The following is a 15,269-nucleotide window of genomic DNA, read 5'->3' as shown; positions in this document are numbered from 1 at the left end:
GCACTTTGCAAATGCACGGTATTTCCCCTCCACCAGCCTTCGGCTGATCCCCCTCCCCAGCAGAGCTGGGGAGGATGAGGAGGCCCGCATGCAGCGATTTCGCCATATGCGATTGCCCTGCCCCGCAGGGGGAGGAGGAATAGGCTATGCCGCAACCTTCTCTTCGAAATCCGCTTCCGCAAGGAAACGCTCGGCATCCAGTGCCGCCATGCAGCCTGTGCCGGCAGCGGTGACCGCCTGGCGATAGATTTTGTCCATCACGTCGCCGCAGGCGAACACGCCGGGCACGCTGGTGTGGGTGCCTCCCGTCTCAACCTTGATATAGCCGTCCTCGTCGAGGTCGAGATGGCCCTTGAAGATCTCGGTCGCCGGGTGATGGCCGATCGCGACGAAGCCGCCCTCGGCGTCGAACCGGCTTGCCTCCCCGGTGACGGTGTCGACCAGGTCGAGGCCGACGAGCCCTTCAGGATCGCCGCCGCCGACGAAACGGTCGACGCGCTTGTTCCACAACACCTTGATGCGCGGATTGGCGAACAGGCGATCCTGCAGGATCTTCTCGGCGCGCAGCGAGTCGCGGCGATGGATCAGCGTCACGTCATGGCTGTGGTTGGTCATGTACAGCGCTTCCTCGACCGCGGTATTGCCGCCGCCGATCACCGCCACCTTCTTGCCGCGGTAGAAGAAGCCGTCGCAGGTGGCGCAGGCCGACACGCCCTTGCCGCCCAGTTCCTGCTCGCCCGGAATGCCGAGCCACTTGGCCTGTGCGCCGGTCGCGATCACCAGCACGTCGCCCGTGTAGATGGTGCCGCCATCGCCTGTCAGGCGGAAGGGGCGCTGGGTCAGGTCGACGTCGACGATCGTGTCCCACATCATCTGCGCGCCGACATGCTCGGCCTGCGCCTGCATCTGCTCCATCAGCCAGGGACCTTGGATCACGTCCTTGAAACCGGGATAATTTTCGACGTCGGTGGTGATCGTCAGTTGCCCGCCCGGCTGCAGCCCCTGCACGACGATCGGCGCCATGCCGGCCCGCGCGCCATAGATGGCGGCGGACAGGCCCGCGGGCCCGGAGCCCAGGATCAGCATGCGGGTGGAATGGGTTGCAGTCATGATCGGCAGCGTCTCTCTCGGTGAATCCGTATCGGGGCGAGAGATAGGGATTCGGGCATAGGCGGGCAACAGAAAGAGATTTTGCAGTCCGCAACAGGCCAAGTTTAGAGCGCTTTCCAAGCAGAAGGAATCATCTGCTGACTCGGAAAATCGCGTTCAAACAAAAGGCTGGAGCGGCCGACGCAGGCTATCGACCCCACCCCGTTCGTCCCGAGCGAAGTCGAGGGACTCGTTCGAGCGTAGCCGAGAACTGCGCGGTCGCCGCCCGGCTCCGCTCGGCTTGGCCCCTCGACTTCGCTCAGGGCGAACGGAGCGCGCGGCACTCCGGCTTCGATCGAGATTGGCGCCCGCCGCGCCTTAAATCCGGAACGTCGCCCCTACCCTTATGTCCCGCCCGGCCAGCGGCGCATAATCCTTGAGCAGCGAGGCATGACGCCGCGCATCGACGTCCAGCAGGTTGTTGCCCATCAGGCGCAACGTGACGGCACCGTCCTTGCCCATCGGCCGCCAGGCGATCGAGGCGTTGACCATCGTATAGCCCGGCGTGCTGGTCTCCAGCGGCGCGGTGCGGTGCTGATCCCACACATGCTCCACCTCGATCCGCCCATCGATCGGATCGGACTGATATTCGATGCCGCCGAGCACGCGCAGCGGCGGGATCAGCGGTGCTGGGCCATAGTCGCGCACCGTCGCGCGGGTATAGTCCGCCATCGCGTCCGCGACGATCTTTGCATTGGTCAGCTCCGCCAGGGTCAGCGTGCCCTGCGCCTCGAAGCCGTAAAGCGTCGCCTTGTTCTGGGCCATCGCATAGACGGGCAGATCCTCCTCGATCGCGCCGGTCGGCAGCTGATAGAGGAAGTTGCTGAAGCGGTTATAATAGAGAGAAACATCAAGGCTGTAGCGGCTGCCCTGGCCACGCAGCGTCAGCTCGGCGCCATTGCTCTTCTCCAGCTTCGCATTGGGCAGCCCGATTTCAAACGCTTCGGTGCCTCCGTGCGGACCGTTGGCGAACAGCTCCTCGACCGTCGGCGCGCGCTCGGTATGGGTGAGGTTCACGCCCACCCGCCACGTACCGACCAGCCCGACGCTCGCTCCCGCGGATGCGGAGAAGGAATTGAAGGTGCGGCTGAGATTGGGATTGCCGATCACCGGATCCGCGGTCGCCTGCGCGTTGGTCAGCTCGTAGCGCGCGCCTGCCTCGGCCTTCACCTTGCCGAAATCGAACTGCTGGACGGTGAAGAAGCCTTCCTGCTCGGTATGCGAGGGCGGCAGGAACTTCTCGTCGCCGACGACGCGGAAATCGCGGTTGACCGCTTGCACGCCAAAGGCGCCGCTCCATGCGCCATGATGCGACTGCACGAACTCCAGCCGGCCTTCCATGCCCTTGTTGTAGAAGCTGGTGCCGATCGAGCCGTCCTGCTCCAGCTCGTCATGGCGATAATCGCCATAACCTGCCCGCAGCGTTATCTTGTCGAGGAAGCCGCCGCCGGTATTCACCTGCGCCCGCAGGTCCAATCGGGTCTGCCGCATCGAGATGCGCGGCGCCTCCGCCTCGGCGTTGGGATCCAGCGAATAGCGGATCGGCACGCCATAGAAATTGTCGAGGTGCGAGACCGAGAAGCCGATATTGCCCCCTGATCCGATATAAGCGAGGCCACCGGCGACATTCCATGTCTTGGAGGCGGTGTTGGGCAGCTTGCCCTTGAGATCGGCCAGCGCGCGGATGCCGGCGTCGGGCGAGGCCGCCGCCTCCGCACGCAGCGCCTTGGAAAGAATATAACCGCCGGTCTCGAGATCGTCGGTCTTCAACCAGCTCCCGTCGGCATGGGCCACGAAGCCGCCGCCGAGCGGCACGTCGATCGTCCCGGCGATATTCCGTTCCTTGGCGGCGCTGCCATAATTGGCGTCGACCTCCGCATGCACGGGCTCGTTCGGCACATGGGTCGGGATACGCGAGTCGATCACGTTGACGACGCCGCCGATCGCGCCCGATCCGTAGAGCAGCGCCGAAGGCCCGCGCACCACCTCGATCCGCTCGGCAGTCAGCGTATTGATCGCCACGGCATGATCGACGCTGGTGCCGGACGCATCGAACGCGCCGATGCCATCGGTCAGCAGCCGCACCCGATCGCCCTGCAGGCCGCGCAGCACCGGCCTCGCCGCGGAGGGGCCGAAAGACGAGGAGCTGACGCCCGGCGTGTGCGCAAGCGTATCGCCGATCGTCGCGCGTTTTGCCTCGGCAAGATTTTCAGCGCTGAGCACAGACACGCCGGACAACACGTCCGAGCGCCCGCGCGATAGCGCCGTCACCACTATGTCTTGAGGCGTATCGTTATGACGCGACGCAGCATTTCCCTGGTCGGGAGCCTCCTCCGCAAATGCCATCTGGGGCGCTGAAGCCACCCCGGCGAGCAACAGGACGGACAGGCGACGCGCAAATGACATTCGGAAACTCCCCAAGGCGACGGGAAATCGGACGAATTCGCCCGAAGGTTCGCACGTCGCGATCGACAAGGATTTGGACTCGGTTTCCGGGCGTCGTGATTGTTATATTATATCATGTCAAGAGGAGATTTCGCAGATGCGGCATGGTGAACCCGAATTCACGCTCAACCGATGGCGAGATATTTGTCCCGGCGGCTTGCGCGGATCTGGTCGGGGGTCTGGCCGGAGAAAGAATCAATCTCCTCGCCCAGCGCCTTGGCCAGGCTGTCGATCGCCGCGGTCGGCGCACGATGGGCTCCGCCCAGCGGTTCCTCGACGATTCGATCGACCACGCCCAGCTTCTGGAGATCCGCCGCGGTCACCTTCATCGCCTCGGCGGCGTCGGCAGCCTTTTCGGATGTACGCCACAGGATCGAAGCGCAACCTTCGGGCGAGATGACAGAATAGACAGCATGTTCGAACATCAGCACGCGATTGGCCGCCGCCAGCGCCACCGCGCCGCCCGAACCGCCCTCGCCAACCACCGCTGCGACCAGTGGTACGCCGAGCTCCAGGCAGGCTTCGGTCGAACGCGCGATCGCCTCGGCCTGGCCGCGCTCCTCGGCCTGAATGCCCGGGAAAGCGCCGCTGGTGTCGACCAGCGTCACCACCGGCAGGCCGAAGCGATCGGCCAGCTTCATCAGGCGGATCGCCTTGCGATAGCCTTCGGGCTTGGCCATGCCGAAATTATGCTTAAGGCGGCTCGCGGTGTCGTCGCCCTTCTCATGGCCGATCACCATCACCCGCCGGCCGCCCAGCCGGCCGAGGCCGCCGATGATCGCAAGATCGTCCGCAAAGGCGCGGTCGCCCGCCAGCGGCACGAATTCCTCGATCATCTGGGCGACATAATGTTTGAAGTGCGGCCGCTCCGGATGGCGGGCGACCTGCGTCTTCTGCCAGGGCGTCAGCTTGGCATAGGTCTCGCGCAACAGCTTGTCCGACTTCGCCTGCAGCTTTGCGACTTCCGAGGCGATGTCGATCGAGCCATTGTCGGCCGTCTCGCGCAGTTCGGCGATGCGCGACTGGAGCTCGGCGAGCGGCTTTTCGAAATCGAGGAGACTGACCATCGTCGCGCGGGACTAAGGCCGGCTCCGCCCCGCGTCAACGAGCGGATGGCGTGCGTTGACCAGCTCAACCAGCCGGCGCGAGTCGACATGGGTATAGATCTGGGTCGTCGCGATGTCGGCATGGCCGAGCAGCATCTGCAGCGCGCGCAGGTCCGCGCCGCCCTCCAGCAAATGGGTGGCGAAGGCGTGGCGCAGCACATGCGGGCTCAATTTCCCGGGCGGGATCCCCGCATCGGCACCGAGCGCGCTGAGCAGCTGGTAGAGGCGGATGCGCGAAATATGGCCCTTGCCCGACGGGAAGAGATAGGCGCCCGAGGGCGGCAGGGTGCGCGCCCATGCGGCGACCGCCGCCCGCGCCCGGTCGGAAATCGGCACCAGCCGTTCGCGGCCGCCCTTGCCGCGCAATATGAGAAAGGGCGCATCGCCGCGGATCGCGTTGCGGGGCAGCGAAACCAGCTCCGTCGCACGCAGGCCGGAACCGTAGAGCAACTCGAGAAAGGCCGTGAGGCGCAGCGTTTCGGGCCGTTCCGGATCTAGTGCGCGGCGTCGCTCCATCTCCGCGAACAGGCTGTCCACCTGGCCATGGTCGAGAGTCTTGGGCAGGCTGCGCGCCGCCGATGGCTTGGGCAGCACATGACCCGGATCGTCCGCTCGATGCCCCTCGTCCGCCAGGAAGGCGAAGAAACGGCGCAACGCCGCCGACTTGCGCGCTACGGTCGTGCGGGCGAGGTCGGCCCATGCCTCGCCCAGCGTCGACAGCGCCTCGGGCGTCGCGGAGACCAGTCCGCCATCCAGCTGCTCCGACGCGCCGCGCAAATCGGACCGGTAGGCCATCAGCGTGTTGCGCGCCGCGCCCGCCTCGGCCGCCAGCATTTCCAGGAAGCGATCGATCAGCCGAGCATCGTCGCCCGCCGCGATCACAGCCGGGTCACCGCCTCGGCCGCGATCATCCGCGCCACCGCGCCCTGCCCCGTCTGGCGCAGCGCCGAGATGATGTGGAACAGGAAGGCCGGCGGCACGCCGCGCCAATCGGTGGTCTGCATGCCGATCGCGGCCAGCAGCACGACCGTGCCCGGCTGGCGCTGCGCGACCGCCTTGTCGAGCAGCCGCGTCCAGCTGTTCTGCTGGCCCACCGGCACGCCGAGCTCCTGCGCCAGCCGCTCCGCGTCCGGCCCGGAAATCCGGCCGAGCCCCGCCAGCGCGGCGAAGAGCATGCGCGAACGCAGCGCTCCGTCATCACCGGCGCGCTTGGCATAGGCTGCGATGCGCGCATAGCCGGTGTCCACCACCCGGCCCGGCGCGCCGACCGCGAGCAGCGACCACGCCGGGTCCGCCTTGGCTTCGTCCATGCGCGCGACCAGTGCCGCCCAGCGTGCCGCCGGCAGGTCCAGCCCGGCCGACATCATCGAGGCGATCAGCGCCGCGGCATCGCCCGCCCGATCCTCCGAAGGCGCGATCCGGGCCGCGGCGCGCGCGGTCAGTATCATGCTGCCGTAAAGGTCGCGCGGACTCTTCGGATCCTTCCACAGCGTACGCATCGCCGACATGCGCCCGCCTTGATCGTCGGCCACATAGGCGGCGCGCAGATAGCCCGCGGGCGACTGGTCGATCGCATAGGGATCGGTCTTGTCGGCAACCTGGCTGTAGAGATCGACGAGCGACGCGTTGGAGAAGACGCCCAGCGCCGCCGCGATGCGCGCGGCGTTCATGCGCTGCTCGGGCGGCACCATGGGCGTGCGGGCCAGCCAGGCCTGATATTCCGGCCCGACGGTCGCGTAGAGCCGATCCGGCACCTGCACGGCGACGGCATTGGCAAGGCCGAAGCGCCAGGGGGTCAGCGCATCGACCGAATCCCACTCGATGTTGATCGCGCGGCGGCCGTTCGATCCCGCGCCCGCCACCTTCTGGGCGAGCAGCATGTCGATGTCGCGGCTGTTGTTGAGCCGGGTGCGATCGATGATCGCCGAGGAAGTCGCCGCCTCGCCCGAGAGCCCCGCGCAGATCGCGCGCGCCAGCGGCCAGGCCGGCTGGCCGTCGATCGATTCGACCGCGTCCGCGATCGGGCAGAAGCCGGCCGGATCGGACGTCGCCAGCGCGCTCTGCACCGCGACCGCATACATCTTCGGCGAATAGCGATCGACGTCGACGCCCTGCACCAGCAGGCGCGCGGCATCCGCCTCGCCCATGCGCAGCAGCAGCCAGGCGCGCTCGGCCACCCAGTCCGCGGGGGCCACGCCGCGCGGTGCCGGCACGTTGGAGAGCAAGGCTCGGCGCAGCTGGATCGACAGCCAGCGCGACGCGATCGGCGCATCCAGCCGCCGCATCAGCCCGTCGATCAGCGCGCCGCTGCTGTTGCCATAGGCGTCCGCGCCGAAGCCGCCGTTCGAGACGTCCATCGCGCCCACCTGCGCGAGCGAGCGGCGCGCATAGTCGGGAAGCTCGTAGACCTGCTGGACGGCGCTGTTGCCCAACGCATCGTTGCCGAACGCCTCCGTCGCGTTGTCGGCTATGTCCGGCGGAGGCGGCTGCAGCGCGATGACGGGCGCGCCATTGTCGATCGGCGTGCTGCTCGGCGGCGGCGTGGAGGGCGCGGGTGCAGACGCCGGCGCGTCGCCAAATCCGGGCGGCAGCAGCGATTCGGGGCGGTCCTGCCCCTGGGCGGGTATTCCGATGGCCAGCGCCGCGGCACTGGCGACGAGCGCCGCGCCGAAAGCTCTGGTGGATCGTATCCGAGAAAAGCGTCCGCTTTTATCGGAGGTCCGATCCACTAAACCATGGATGAGTGGTCCGATTTTCCGAAACGGATGCGAAGCACCCGTTCCGGTCAGACCGCTAGTGCGCCAGGACTTCATTCGAGACGGCTTTTTCGACACGTGTCTGCGGCACTTCCGTGTTCGTGTTGGCGAGCAGGACCAGGCCGAGCACGATCAGCACGGCAAGGACGATCAGGATCAGGCTGGTACGCGACATCGTTTTCCCTTGGGTCTTCCCTTGGCATCTGCGAGCGGGCTTTTGCCCGATGCGGCGGCTGTGTGTATAGCCCCGCCGCCATGCCGCATAGCCTTTCCCCCCTTCCACGCCTGCAAAACCAGACGATCGTGCTGATCGGGCTGATGGGCGCCGGCAAATCCACGATCGGCCGCCGCCTCGCGACCCGCCTGCACATGCCGTTCGTGGATGCCGATCATGAGATCGAGGCGGCGGCTGGAATGACGATCACCGAGATATTCGAGCGCTTCGGCGAAGCCCATTTCCGCGATGGCGAGCGGCGGGTGATCGGGCGGCTGATCGACGGCGTGCCGAAGGTGATCGCCACCGGCGGCGGCGCCTTCATGCAGGAGGAGACACGCGCGCTGATCCTCGAACGGGCGACCGCCGTGTGGCTCGACGCGGATCTCGACGTGCTGGCCGATCGGGTGCGCCGGCGCGAGGGCCGGCCGCTGCTGAAGGACAAGGATCCGCGCGCCGTGCTCGCCGAACTGGCCAGGGTGCGCAATCCCGTCTACGCGCTGGCGCCCGTCCGGGTCAGCAGCCAGCCGCTGCCGCACGACGCGACGGTGGATGCCATCATCAAGGCGCTGGAGGAGGCGGCATGAGCAGGATCACGGTGCCGCTGGGCGAACGCAGCTACGACATCGCGATCGAGGAAGGCGCGCTCGATCGTGCCGGAGCCCTGCTCGCCCCCTGGGCGAAGCGCGGCCGCTTCGTGATCGTCACCGACGCGCATGTCGAGCCGACCCAGTTGCCTCGCCTCGCCGCCGCGCTCGCCGCGGCCGGCATCGCGATCGAGACGATCGTCCTCCCGGCCGGCGAATCGACCAAGAGCTGGGCGATGCTGGAAGAGCTCACCGATCGCCTGCTGGCGCTGGAGGTCGAACGCAGCGACACCGTCGTGGCGCTCGGCGGTGGCGTGATCGGCGATCTCGTCGGTTTCGCCGCGTCGATCCTGAAGCGCGGCTGCGACTTTCTCCAGGTGCCGACCACCCTGCTCGCACAGGTCGATTCGTCCGTCGGCGGCAAGACCGCGATCAACTCGCGCGCCGGCAAGAATCTGATCGGCGCCTTTCACCAGCCGGTCCATGTGCTGATCGATCCCTCCACGCTGGATACGCTGCCGATGCGCGAGGTGCGCGCCGGCTATGCCGAGGTGGTGAAATATGGGCTGATCGACGATGCCGATTTCTTCGGCTGGTGCGAAACCCACGCCGCGGCGCTGTTCGCCGGCGATGCCGAGGCGCGGCGCACCGCGATCGGCGTCAGCGTCTCGGCCAAGGCGCGCATCGTCGGCGAGGACGAGCGCGAGACGAGCGGCCGCCGCGCGCTGCTCAATCTCGGCCACACCTTCGGCCACGCGCTGGAGGCCGAAACCGGCTTCTCCGATCGGCTGCTGCATGGCGAGGCGGTGGCCGCCGGCATGGCGCTGGCCTTCCGCTATTCCGCCGCGCAAGGCCTCTGCCCGGCGGAGGATGCCGCCCGCGTGAGCGCCCACATCGCCGCCGCCGGCCTGCCGAACGGGCTCGCCGCCGCGGGCATCGATGCCGATGGGGCGACGCTCGTCGCCCACATGGCGCATGACAAGAAGATGGAGGGCGGCAAGCTGCCTTTCCTGCTCGCGCGCGGCATCGGCCAGACCTTCCTCGCAAAGGACGTGTCGCTCTCGAACGTGGCCGCCTTCCTCGACGCCGAACGCGGTCGCTGAGCGGGCCGGACTGATCCTCCTGTTTCTGTTCGGGAGAGCTCCCGGCTTCAATTCCAGCCCGAATCCGCAGCGATGCTCACCGCCGCAGCAGCCCCACCCCCAGCCACGCCCAGCCGGCGATCAACCCCGCGCCCCCGATCGGCGTGATCGCGCCGAACCAGTTCGGCGCGCCGAACGCCATCGCGTAGAGCGTGCCTGCGAACAGCGCGCCGCCCGCCACGAACAGCCAGGCGACCGCGCGACTACCGGCCAGCGCCAGCACCGCGATCGCCGCCACGGCGTGGACCAGCTGATAATGCGCGCCGGTGCGCAGCAGTTCGGCCGCGCGCCCGCTCGCGCCATGCGCCGCGAATGCGCCGGCCGCCACCGCGATCGCGCCGGAGAAGGCGGCCAGCGCGCCGATGATCCGGTCCCCGCCCCTCATGCTCCGCCTCTCACGCATTGTCCTTTCGATGCGACCAGCCCGGCTTCAGCATGGTGTGACGCAAGGCGAAAAGGTCGCCGGACTTGATCTGCGCGCACAGCCGATCATTGTCGGCCCGCCGATATTCCTCCTCGATCGTCGCGACCTCTTCCTCGCTGATCCCCATCGCGATCAGCGCCTGGCGCCCCATCACGATCGCGGATTCGAACAGCTCGCGGACCGCGCCGGTGATCTCGACGCCTTCCAGACGGATGAGCTGACGCCGGTCGAAGCTGCGCACGAACAGCGCCGCCTGCGGAAAGGCCTCGGCGATCGGCCGAAGCAGGTCGGCATCGACCCGGTCTCCGTCGACGCAGAACAGAATCGCCCGCGCCTCGTCCGCGCCGGCCTGGCGCAGCAGATCGAGGCGCAGCCCGTCGCCATAATAGACTTTGACGCCGAAGCGGCCGGAAACGTCGATCTGCTCGGGTTCGGAATCGATGATCGTCACCGGCAGGTCACGCGCCAGCAGCATCTGGACCACCGTCTGGCCGAAGCGGCCATAGCCGACCACGATCGCGCTGCCGCCTTCGCCGGCCTGCGGCTCATCCAGATCGTCGCGCTCCTCCGGGGGCTCCTGGCGCAGGCGCCGGGAGAGGTTCATCAGGAACGGCGTCGTCGCCATCGAGAGGGTGACGACCGCGCCCAGCAGGCTCGCCGCCTCCGTGCTGATCAGCATCGCCCGCTCGGCCTGCGCGAACAGCACGAAGCCGAATTCGCCGCCCTGGCTGAGCAGCAGGCCGAGGCCGAGCGCCTGCCGCCAGCTCATCCGTGCGATCAGCGCCAGCCCGCTGATGATCAGCGCCTTCACCGCGACGACGCTGAGCGCAAGGCCGATGACGAAGGCGGGCCGCGCGGCGATCGCATGGAGATCGAGCATCATGCCGACGGCGAGGAAGAACATGCCGAGCAGGATCGTGCGGAACGGCTCGACGTCCGCCTCCAGCTCGTGCCGATAGGGCGAATCCGCCAGCATCACGCCGGCGATGAACGCGCCGAGCGCGGGCGAGAGATGGAGCATCTGCATCACCGCGGCGCTGGCGAGCACGGTGAAGAGGCCCGCCGCGACGAACATCTCGCGCTCGCCCAGCCGCCCGATCAGCCGGAACAACGGGTTGAGGACATAGCGTCCGGCCGCCACCAGCCCGGCGATCGCGACGACGGTGTAGATCGCCAGCAACCAGCCCGGCGGCACGGTGGGATCGGCCGGCGCGCGCGACAGGGCGGCGACGATCGTGATCAGCGGCACGATCGAGAGATCCTGGAACAGGAGGATCGAGAAGGAGCGCTCCCCGAACGGCGTGTGCAGCCGACCGGCCGAGCGCAGCATCGGCAGCACCTGCGCAGTCGACGACAGCGCGAGCGGCAGGCCGAGCGCGATCGACGCGGCGAGCGTGAAGGGCGTGCCGAAATAGATCATCGTCGCGAGCGCCGCGCCGCACAGCACGACCTGCGCCGTACCGAGCCCGAATATGTCGCGTCGCAGCCGCCACAGCCGGCTCGGATGCAGCTCCAGCCCGACCAGGAAAAGCAGCAGCACGATGCCGAAATCGGCGATGCCGAGCTTGCTCTCCGCGTCGCCCGTCAGCCCCAGCACCTGCGGCCCGATCACCGCGCCGGCAACGATATAGGCGAGTACGGCGCCGAGCCCGAGCCGCCGGAAGATGAGCGCCGAGCCGAGCGCGGCGCCGAGCGGAATCACGCCTTCATAGAGCAGGGTCAGGCCGGCGCCGGCCGCGCTCACGCCCCCTTCCCCGCCCGCTCGGCCGCCTCGGCCACCGCCTCGAAGGCCAGCCGGATCGAGGCATGGCGCGCGCTATAGTCCCGCGCCGGGCCGAATATCTCGAGGCCCGGCCAGTCGCCCGGGTCGTCGCGGGCCCCGGCGAGGAAATCGGTCAGCGCGTCGCGGGCCGCCGCCAGCTCGCCGGCGCTGCGCCCGATCGCATGGGCGCCCATCAGCGAGGCCGAGGCCTGGCCGAGCGCGCAGGCGCGCACCTCCTGGCCCAGCCCGGCGATCCGCCCCGCCTCGTCCAAACGCACGTCCACGGTCACCCGGCTGCCGCAGATCGGCGAGCGCCTCTCGACCGAGGCCTGCGCATCGGGCAGGCGCACGGCGTGCGGGATGCTCGCTGCCAGACGCAGAATCGCGCTGTTGTAGAGCGGTGCGCTCACCGGCCGGCCTCCCTTTCCTTGTCCGCCCGCGGGAGCGGATCATGATGCCGCCGCGCCTCGACGAAATCGACGATCGCGCGGCTGCTCGCGTTGAGCAGCGCATAGGTACGCGAAGCGCGCATCCAGTCGGGCCGCTTCGCATTCGATCCATAGACCAGGTCGACGCCGAGATTGGCGAGCAGATAAAGCAATGCCGCGATCAGCAGGCCCTTCAGCGCGCCGAAGCCGAAGCCCAGCACGCGATCGATCGGGCCGAGCACCGACTGCCGCACGCTGTCGCCGATCGCGTTCGCCGCCATGCGCCCGGCCACGTACATCATCACGACGATGATCACGAAGGCGAGCACGGACGCGCCGGTGCCCGTGTTCACCGGACCGGTCAGCACGCCGGTGAGGGGCGCGTGCGCGATCTTGAGCACGAGGACGATCACGATCCATACGATCAGCGACAGCACCTCGCTGACGAAGCCACGCATGAGGCCAAGCGCCGCGCCGCCGCCGACCAGCACGAAAACGATGATGTCGAGGGTGGTGAGCGGCGGCATGGCCTGCCCAGCTAATGCCGGCCCAGCAGATAATCAACGAGCGCGCCGAGCGTGCGGTAGCCATTTGTCGTAACGCCGCCCTCGCCATTCACCGAAGCCGGCACGATCGCCTTGGAAAAGCCGAGCTTGCCCGCCTCGCGCAGCCTGAGCGGCGCATGCGCGACCGGACGTACCTCGCCCGACAGCGCCACTTCGCCGAACGCCACAACGTCGGCCGGCACCGGCCGTTCGGACAGCGCCGAAACCAGCGCCACCGCCACGGCGAGGTCCGCGCCCGGATCGGAGATGCGATAGCCGCCGGCGATGTTGAGATAGACCTCGGCAGTGGAGAAGCTGAGCCCGCAGCGCGCCTCCAGCACCGCCAGGATCATCGCCAGCCGTCCCGAATCCCAGCCGACCACCGCGCGCCGCGGCGTCGCCCCGCTGGCGAGGCGGACGACCAGCGCCTGGATCTCGACCAGCACGGGCCGCGTCCCCTCCAGCGCGGGAAAGACCATCGCGCCGCTCACTTCCTCCTCGCGATGGGTGAGGAACAGCGAGCTGGGATTGGCGATCCCCTCCAGCCCGCGCTCGACCATGGCGAAGACGCCGATCTCGTCGGTTCCGCCGAACCGGTTCTTGATCGCCCGAAGCAGGCGATACTGGTGGCTGCGCTCGCCTTCGAAGGAGAGCACCGTATCCACCATATGCTCCAGCACGCGCGGTCCCGCGATGCTGCCGTCCTTGGTGACGTGCCCGACGAGGATCAGCGCGGTGCCGGACTCCTTGGCGAAGCGGATCAGCTCCTGGGCGGAGGCACGCACCTGGCTTACCGTGCCGGGCGCCCCTTCGATCATGTCCGAATGCATCGTCTGGATCGAATCGATCACGAGCAGCGCCGGCGGCGCCCTGCCGCTGAACGTCGCCAATATGTCCCGCACCGACGTCGCCGCCGCGAGCATCACCGGCGCCGCGCCGAGGCCCAGCCGCTGCGCGCGCAGCCGCACCTGGTCGGCCGCCTCCTCGCCCGAGACATAGGCGACGCTGTGCCCTGCAAGGGCGAGTTTGGCCGCCGCCTGCAAAAGCAGCGTCGATTTGCCGATGCCGGGATCGCCGCCGATCAGCGTCGCGGATCCGGTGACGAGTCCGCCGCCCAGCGCGCGATCGAACTCCGCTATGCCCGTCGCCATGCGCGGCGGCAGCGCGATCTCTGCATCCAGCCCGACGAGCGCTACCGGGCGTCCGCCGCTGCGCAGGTCATGCTTGAGCGCGAAGGGCGTGACGACCGCGCCGGCCTCCTCGATCATCGTATTCCATTCGGCGCAGTCGGCGCACTGCCCCATCCACTTCGTCGCCACCGATCCGCATGCCTGACAGACATAGCGTTTCTGCGGCTTGGCCATGCGTGCTCCCCATGCTCGAACGAATGGAGAACATAGAAGCGGGAACGACAAAAGGAAAGGCCGCTCGCTACGCCCGTCCCCGGTCGGCTACGGCATTCACCTGATCTGGAGCCTGCCCTTGTCCGTCACCCCATGGAAGCCGGAGTGACGCGGAAAAGGCCGCCAAAGCGACAGGGCAATGCCGTAGCCGAGCTGGCGCTAGGGAAGCGCGGGTGCGGTATCGGTCCGCTCAGGGATAACGCTGCGCCCAATCGCTGCTATAGGGCGCCTGCCAGGCCGGCCCTGCGACCCAGGTCGAACCACGGGGCGCGAAGCTCGCTTCCATCGTGCCGATCCGGTCCATCGCGTCCTTATAGGCCGCGTCGCGGCAGGATGGTGCCGGCGGCGTCGCCGAATCGCTCTCGCCGAGCTTGTCGCACAGATAGCGCGCCGTCAGGCTGACGCGATGGCGCAGTTCGTCCCGGCCAGCGCGCGTGGAAAGGTCGAGATCGGCATAGCTCACATTTTGCGAGAGGCTCTGCACGCTGTCGGGCACGCGGCCGTAGCGGCCGGTGACGACGATGTCCTCTTCGCTCTGCGCCAGGCTCGGCGCCGCAATGCTCAGGAAGGCCGCCCCCACCACCAAACAACCCGCCCCCCGGATAAAACGGGACTTTCTCATGACTGCATCCTTTCGAAACACTCGGCGATATCTGGCCCCGAGCACCGATAGGACCGATGACGCGAAAACACCGATGGCCGCCGACGGGTTCCGAAGACGCCCGTTTTTCACTGCCGGTATGTGCCGCGGTGCTTCGATAAGCGCTGTATTTACCGATGCATATTGCTTTCACCCCCGTAAAGGTCCGAAAATGAAACCTAAACAGGGGCAACGAGGCCACCATGGCATATCAGATCAAGGTCAACGGCACCGACCACAGCGTGGATGCCGACGAAGATACGCCGCTGCTCTGGGTGCTGCGGGACTGGCTTCACCTGACCGGCACCAAGTTCGGCTGCGGCATTGCGCGCTGCGGCGCCTGCACCGTTCATATGGACGGCCAGCCGCTGCGCTCCTGCACCCTGCCGATCTCGGCCGTCGGCACGTCGGAGATCACGACGATCGAGGCGGTCGAGGGGCCTGAGGCGAAGGCGGTGCAGGATGCCTGGGTGGCGCACGACGTGCCGCAATGCGGCTATTGCCAGTCGGGCCAGGTGATGAGCGCGGTCGCGCTGCTTCGCGAGGTGCCGAAGCCCAATGACCGCGACATCGATCTGGCGATGAACGGCAATATCTGCCGCTGCGCCACCTATGTCCGCATCCGCGCCGCGATCCACGCCGCGTCCGAAAAGCTGGGGGGCTGAGCC

At 67.9% G+C, this 15,269-nt stretch carries 15 protein-coding genes; 3 read left to right on the top strand and 12 right to left on the bottom strand.

The window, feature by feature from the left end; genetic code table 11:
* Nucleotides 1-144: 144 nt before the first annotated feature.
* The 6 genes from trxB to GQY20_RS32145 form a co-directional block, all read right to left on the bottom strand.
* Nucleotides 145-1,110 (bottom strand): thioredoxin-disulfide reductase, encoded by a 966-nt coding sequence (gene trxB / locus GQY20_RS14190; RefSeq protein ID WP_157217756.1) that lies wholly within the window; start codon nucleotides 1,108-1,110, stop codon nucleotides 145-147.
* A 357-nt stretch (nucleotides 1,111-1,467) separates the two neighbouring features.
* The gene (locus GQY20_RS14185) at nucleotides 1,468-3,555 is read right to left on the bottom strand and encodes a TonB-dependent receptor (protein WP_232476047.1); all 2,088 of its coding nucleotides are present in this window, start codon (nucleotides 3,553-3,555) and stop codon (nucleotides 1,468-1,470) included.
* Between the two features lie 164 nt (nucleotides 3,556-3,719).
* Entirely contained in the window at nucleotides 3,720-4,661 is a 942-nt protein-coding gene (locus GQY20_RS14180; protein ID WP_157217755.1) for an acetyl-CoA carboxylase carboxyltransferase subunit alpha, read from the bottom strand.
* Between the two features lie 12 nt (nucleotides 4,662-4,673).
* A complete protein-coding gene (locus GQY20_RS14175; RefSeq protein WP_269769739.1) occupies nucleotides 4,674-5,582 on the bottom strand; it encodes a tyrosine-type recombinase/integrase in 909 nt (302 codons plus the stop codon).
* Nucleotides 5,579-7,429: a hypothetical protein gene (locus GQY20_RS14170; RefSeq protein ID WP_232476046.1), complete on the bottom strand. Its 1,851-nt coding sequence runs from the start codon at nucleotides 7,427-7,429 to the stop codon at nucleotides 5,579-5,581. Before GQY20_RS14170 ends, GQY20_RS14175 begins: the two co-directional genes overlap by 4 nt.
* Before the next feature lie 64 nt (nucleotides 7,430-7,493).
* The gene (locus GQY20_RS32145; RefSeq protein ID WP_198350954.1) at nucleotides 7,494-7,631 is read right to left on the bottom strand and encodes a hypothetical protein; all 138 of its coding nucleotides are present in this window, start codon (nucleotides 7,629-7,631) and stop codon (nucleotides 7,494-7,496) included.
* A gap of 80 nt (nucleotides 7,632-7,711) precedes the next feature.
* Here GQY20_RS32145 and GQY20_RS14165 point away from each other — a divergent pair, with 80 nt between their 5' ends.
* On the top strand, nucleotides 7,712-8,257 hold the full coding sequence (locus GQY20_RS14165) for a shikimate kinase (protein ID WP_157217869.1): 546 nt from the start codon (nucleotides 7,712-7,714) through the stop codon (nucleotides 8,255-8,257).
* Nucleotides 8,254-9,360, top strand: coding sequence for a 3-dehydroquinate synthase (gene aroB / locus GQY20_RS14160; RefSeq protein ID WP_157217754.1), 1,107 nt, complete (start codon nucleotides 8,254-8,256; stop codon nucleotides 9,358-9,360). The genes GQY20_RS14165 and aroB overlap by 4 nt, the downstream gene beginning before the upstream one ends.
* A gap of 76 nt (nucleotides 9,361-9,436) precedes the next feature.
* On the opposite strand, the gene GQY20_RS14155 is transcribed toward aroB, so the two are convergent.
* From GQY20_RS14155 to GQY20_RS14130, 6 genes are all read right to left on the bottom strand, one after another.
* Nucleotides 9,437-9,784, bottom strand: coding sequence for a DUF423 domain-containing protein (locus tag GQY20_RS14155; protein ID WP_157217753.1), 348 nt, complete (start codon nucleotides 9,782-9,784; stop codon nucleotides 9,437-9,439).
* A 10-nt stretch (nucleotides 9,785-9,794) separates the two neighbouring features.
* Entirely contained in the window at nucleotides 9,795-11,567 is a 1,773-nt protein-coding gene (locus GQY20_RS14150; RefSeq protein WP_157217752.1) for a cation:proton antiporter domain-containing protein, read from the bottom strand.
* A complete protein-coding gene (locus GQY20_RS14145; RefSeq protein WP_157217751.1) occupies nucleotides 11,564-11,995 on the bottom strand; it encodes an iron-sulfur cluster assembly scaffold protein in 432 nt (143 codons plus the stop codon). Before GQY20_RS14145 ends, GQY20_RS14150 begins: the two co-directional genes overlap by 4 nt.
* Nucleotides 11,992-12,540: a CvpA family protein gene (locus tag GQY20_RS14140; RefSeq protein WP_157217750.1), complete on the bottom strand. Its 549-nt coding sequence runs from the start codon at nucleotides 12,538-12,540 to the stop codon at nucleotides 11,992-11,994. The genes GQY20_RS14145 and GQY20_RS14140 overlap by 4 nt, the downstream gene beginning before the upstream one ends.
* A gap of 11 nt (nucleotides 12,541-12,551) precedes the next feature.
* Nucleotides 12,552-13,922: a DNA repair protein RadA gene (radA, locus tag GQY20_RS14135; RefSeq protein ID WP_157217749.1), complete on the bottom strand. Its 1,371-nt coding sequence runs from the start codon at nucleotides 13,920-13,922 to the stop codon at nucleotides 12,552-12,554.
* Nucleotides 13,923-14,151: 229 nt separating this feature from the next.
* Nucleotides 14,152-14,583 (bottom strand): UrcA family protein, encoded by a 432-nt coding sequence (locus tag GQY20_RS14130; protein WP_157217748.1) that lies wholly within the window; start codon nucleotides 14,581-14,583, stop codon nucleotides 14,152-14,154.
* Between the two features lie 221 nt (nucleotides 14,584-14,804).
* Here GQY20_RS14130 and GQY20_RS14125 point away from each other — a divergent pair, with 221 nt between their 5' ends.
* Nucleotides 14,805-15,266: a (2Fe-2S)-binding protein gene (locus GQY20_RS14125; protein ID WP_157217747.1), complete on the top strand. Its 462-nt coding sequence runs from the start codon at nucleotides 14,805-14,807 to the stop codon at nucleotides 15,264-15,266.
* Nucleotides 15,267-15,269 lie beyond the last annotated feature (3 nt).

This window comes from Flavisphingomonas formosensis (assembly GCF_009755815.1).
Classification (GTDB): Bacteria; Pseudomonadota; Alphaproteobacteria; order Sphingomonadales; family Sphingomonadaceae; genus Flavisphingomonas; species Flavisphingomonas formosensis.
This window is presented reverse-complemented; position numbering and strand designations above follow the sequence as displayed.

Coding starts and splice junctions, on each gene's coding strand:
- trxB (WP_157217756.1), bottom strand. CDS start 1,110: ATGACTGCAACCCATTCCACCCGCATGCTGATCCTGGGCTCCGGGCCC.
- GQY20_RS14185 (WP_232476047.1), bottom strand. CDS start 3,555: ATGTCATTTGCGCGTCGCCTGTCCGTCCTGTTGCTCGCCGGGGTGGCT.
- GQY20_RS14180 (WP_157217755.1), bottom strand. CDS start 4,661: ATGGTCAGTCTCCTCGATTTCGAAAAGCCGCTCGCCGAGCTCCAGTCG.
- GQY20_RS32145 (WP_198350954.1), bottom strand. CDS start 7,631: ATGTCGCGTACCAGCCTGATCCTGATCGTCCTTGCCGTGCTGATCGTG.
- GQY20_RS14165 (WP_157217869.1), top strand. CDS start 7,712: ATGCCGCATAGCCTTTCCCCCCTTCCACGCCTGCAAAACCAGACGATC.
- aroB (WP_157217754.1), top strand. CDS start 8,254: ATGAGCAGGATCACGGTGCCGCTGGGCGAACGCAGCTACGACATCGCG.
- GQY20_RS14155 (WP_157217753.1), bottom strand. CDS start 9,784: ATGAGGGGCGGGGACCGGATCATCGGCGCGCTGGCCGCCTTCTCCGGC.
- GQY20_RS14140 (WP_157217750.1), bottom strand. CDS start 12,540: ATGCCGCCGCTCACCACCCTCGACATCATCGTTTTCGTGCTGGTCGGC.
- radA (WP_157217749.1), bottom strand. CDS start 13,922: ATGGCCAAGCCGCAGAAACGCTATGTCTGTCAGGCATGCGGATCGGTG.
- GQY20_RS14130 (WP_157217748.1), bottom strand. CDS start 14,583: ATGAGAAAGTCCCGTTTTATCCGGGGGGCGGGTTGTTTGGTGGTGGGG.
- GQY20_RS14125 (WP_157217747.1), top strand. CDS start 14,805: ATGGCATATCAGATCAAGGTCAACGGCACCGACCACAGCGTGGATGCC.